General features: G+C 67.5%; 4 protein-coding genes. 3 read left to right on the top strand and 1 reads right to left on the bottom strand.

What is annotated here, in order from left to right:
- Positions 1–759 (bottom strand): AAA family ATPase (locus tag J7E68_RS05655; RefSeq protein WP_215170653.1); only part of this gene is annotated, 759 nt, incomplete at its 3' end.
- A gap of 538 nt (positions 760–1297) precedes the next feature.
- Between J7E68_RS05655 and J7E68_RS05650 the strand changes: the two genes are divergently transcribed.
- The 3 genes from J7E68_RS05650 to J7E68_RS05640 form a co-directional block, all read left to right on the top strand.
- A complete protein-coding gene (locus J7E68_RS05650) occupies positions 1298–1579 on the top strand; it encodes a hypothetical protein (protein WP_215170651.1) in 282 nt (93 codons plus the stop codon).
- A gap of 13 nt (positions 1580–1592) precedes the next feature.
- Positions 1593–2681 carry a GNAT family N-acetyltransferase gene (locus J7E68_RS05645; protein WP_215170649.1) on the top strand — a complete coding sequence of 363 codons (1089 nt, stop codon included), beginning with the start codon at positions 1593–1595 and terminating at the stop codon, positions 2679–2681.
- Positions 2678–3523: GNAT family N-acetyltransferase (locus tag J7E68_RS05640; protein WP_215170647.1), on the top strand; the 846-nt coding region annotated here is incomplete at its 3' end. The genes J7E68_RS05645 and J7E68_RS05640, both read left to right, overlap by 4 nt.

The raw sequence follows: 3523 nt of genomic DNA, 5'->3' as shown, positions 1-3523 counted from the left end.
GGTGTGCCGTTCGTGCTGCGGGGGCGTGTGGTCGGCGAGGGCTGTGCGCAGCGCGACGACGTCGTCGGCGAGGATGCGCGCCTTGGCGTCACGGACGACAGCGGCGATCGTCTGGGCTTCTCGGGCGATCTCCGCCTGGCGGCCCAGGGGCTTGAGCTGACGTCTGATCTCCCCCGCGAGGTCGCTCAGGCGAGTGAGGTTGGTCTCCATCGCGTCGAGCTTTCGGAGGGTCTTCTCCTTGCGCCGGCGGTGCTTGAGAATGCCGGCGGCCTCTTCGATGAACCCACGACGGTCCTCGGGCGACGCCTGCAGCACGGTGTCCAGACGGCCCTGACCGACGATGACATGCATCTCGCGTCCGAGTCCGGAATCGCTGAGCAGCTCCTGCAGATCGAGCAGCCGACAGTTCTCGCCGTTGATCGCGTACTCGCTGGAGCCGTTGCGGAAGAGCGTTCTGCTGATGGTGACCTCGGCGAACTCGATCGGCAGCGCTCCGTCGCTGTTGTCGATCGTGAGCTGCACCTCGGCGCGACCGAGCGGCCCCCTGGTCGAAGTCCCGGCGAAGATGACGTCCTCCATCTTGCCGCCGCGGAGGGTCTTCGCCCCCTGCTCGCCCATGACCCAGGCGAGCGCGTCCACGACGTTGGACTTGCCGGATCCGTTGGGCCCGACGATGCAGGTGACCCCGGGTTCGAAGACGAAGCTGGTCGGCTGCGCGAAGGACTTGAACCCCTTGAGGGTCAGGCTCTTCAGATGCATGCGCGTACCGCGCTTCGGGGGTGAATCACGCCCATACGCTACCGGAATGACGGGTCAGAACCGGCATCCCGCGCGGGATCGCAGCGAACCCGAATCCGCCGCGACACGCCGACCCACGCCGGAAGTGCTTGACGGACACGCCCGGGATTCGCTACCGTAACCTCCGGATCGCCACACGAAGGGAGGTTACCGATGATCACTCAGCTCAACGCTCAGGCCACTGGCCTCGCCGCGCCATTCGCGCCGCGCCTTGCGCACTCGGTAACCGCCGGCGTCCGCACCACTGCGCTCTCCTAGAACCGCAGTCGAGGACTCTGCCCTGCACCGTCCGCAGGTCGCCGCCCGATGAGGGACACCCCTCAGCCGCGTGTCACCGCGCACACCCTCTGATCCGTATCGGATCACGGATCCCCGCCGACCCCGGCGATCGCCTTCTCGCGAGCCCGGGCTCGCGACCCTCCGCGTCGTCCGGACCCCGCTCTGCGGTCTGCCAGGCGCTCGTCTCACCCACACATCACTCTTCCTCGAAGGATTCATCGTGAATAGCACGCTGTACCGCAGCATCCCCCATCCTCCCGATACCGAGGACCAGCTGGTCCTCCACATCCCCGCACCCGACGAACTGCAGCGTCTCGCGCTCGCAGATCGTCTCTCCCTGCGGATCGGCCTCTGGCTGCTCCAACGGGCGCAGCGCCCTCGGCGGACAGGACTCACCGCATCATCAGCCGACGTCGACGCGCTGCATCTCGATCGGCGCCCCCGCACGGTCGCCGAGACCCACGCCCTGCTCACCTTCGACCTGCAGCGTCAGCTGCGCTGACCTGGAGAACAGAATGAGCATTCCGCTCACCACAGATGCATCGCTGCATCCGCTCGTGCTGCCGGCGCGGGCGGATGCCGCCGACGCGGGCGAGTTCCGTGAACTCGCCCGCGTGCGCAACGCCGTCTATCGCGAACTGACCGGGCGCACAGAGCAGGACCTCACTCCGGAGGCCCTCCTTCCGATCCTCCGCTCCCGCAAGGAGCGCACCACGGCGGTGTGGGCCGTCCGGGTGGACGGCGAGATCGTGGGCCGCACCGTGATCGACATCCCGCACGAAGAGGGTTCACGGGTCGCCATCGCGTCGATCGAGATCCATCCGCGAGTGTGGGGACGAGGCATCGGAACAGCCATCCTCCCGCACGTCGAGGCGTTCACGCGGCTGCACGATCGCACCGTCATCCAGAACTGGACGGAGCAGCAGGCGAGCGACGGCCCCCGCCTCGACGCCAGGACGGGATTCGGCAGCGTGCCCGACGACCACGTCGCCCGATTCCTCAGCCGTCATGGGTTCACCCTCGAACAGGTGTACCGGGTGAGCCGTCTCGAGGTGACAGACACGGCGATGCGTCGGGCCTCCGAGCTGCTCGACGAAGCGCGTGCGCTGTCGCAGGACTATCGCGTGCTCCGGTGGATGCTGCCCACGCCGGCCGAGCATGTCGAGGGCTACGCCTGGCTCAAATCGCGCATGTCGACGGATGCGCCCTCCGCCGATCTCGAGACCGACGAGGAGGCGTGGGATGCCGAGCGCCTGATCGCGGGCGAGAAGCGAGTCGAAGAGATGGGCCAGACGATGCAGGTCACGGTCGCTCAGCACATCGCATCCGGCGAGCTCGCCGCTTTCACCGAACTCGGCATCGACGCGGACCCCGCTGCGACGACGATCCAGCACGACACGCTCGTGCTCGAGGAGCACCGGGGTCACCGGCTCGGCCAGCTGGTGAAGTGCGCCGCTCTGCTGTCTTGGAGAGACGCCGCACCCGGATCGCGCGAGGTCATCACATACAACGCCGAGGAGAACCGGCCGATGCTCGCGATCAACGAGGCCATGGGTTTCACGGCCATCGCCTACGAAGGCGCCTGGAAGAAGGAACTGTCATGAACACCACCACCCTGACCATCGCGCCGCTCGCCGTCCCCGTCGCGCTGGACGCCCCGGCCGCCGCGGACTTCCGTGCGTACGGAGACCTCAACCGGCAGATCTGCGATGAGCTGGTGGGCCTGCCGGACATAGCCCCGGACGCCGCGCAGATGCTCGCGTCCTGGCGGGACCCCAGTGACACACTCCAGACTGGATTCGTCGCGAGGCACGGTGACGAGATCGTCGGCATGATCACGATCTCTTATCCCCAGGAAGCGGAGGCGCACGCGGCGGAGGCAGACCTCCTGGTGCCGGAGAGGCACTGGGGAATCGGTGTCGAAGACGCTCTCCTGTCGCTCGCCGAGTCGGAGGCCCGCGCCCACGGTCGCTCGCTGGTGCAGATCTGGACGTTGCACCGACCGATCGCATCGGAACGCATGATCTCGCCGAAGACGGGGTGGGGTCGCATTCCGGCGATTCCGCTGTCGGACGCTCTCGAAGCCCGCGGATACGACTTCGAACAGGTCGAACGCAACAGCGAGCTCGATCTGCGATCGGACCCGGCGCCGCTGCACGCCGCTCTGGAGGCGGCGCAGGACGTCGCGGGCGGTGACTATCGAGTACTCCAATGGGAGGCACCGACACCGCCCGAGTTCCGTGACGGCTATGCGAGCATCCTCGCTCGGCTGTCGACCGATGCCCCGAGCGGCGAGATGGACTTCGTCGCCGAGGAGTGGGATGCGCAACGCGTCGTACGCCGCGAGAGACGGCTCACCGGAGCGGGTCAGGCTCTGTCGATCGTCGTTATCAGCCACGTTCCGACCGGAGACATCGTGGCCTACAACGAGACCCTCGGCGGAGCC

Origin of the sequence: Microbacterium sp. ISL-103 (assembly GCF_018613995.1) — a bacterium.
Lineage (GTDB): Bacteria > Actinomycetota > Actinomycetes > Actinomycetales > Microbacteriaceae > Microbacterium.
This window is presented reverse-complemented; position numbering and strand designations above follow the sequence as displayed.

What these genes read in the sequence shown, in the direction of transcription:
- J7E68_RS05645 (WP_215170649.1), top strand. Translation starts at nt 1,593, where the DNA reads ATGAGCATTCCGCTCACCACAGATGCATCGCTGCATCCGCTCGTGCTG.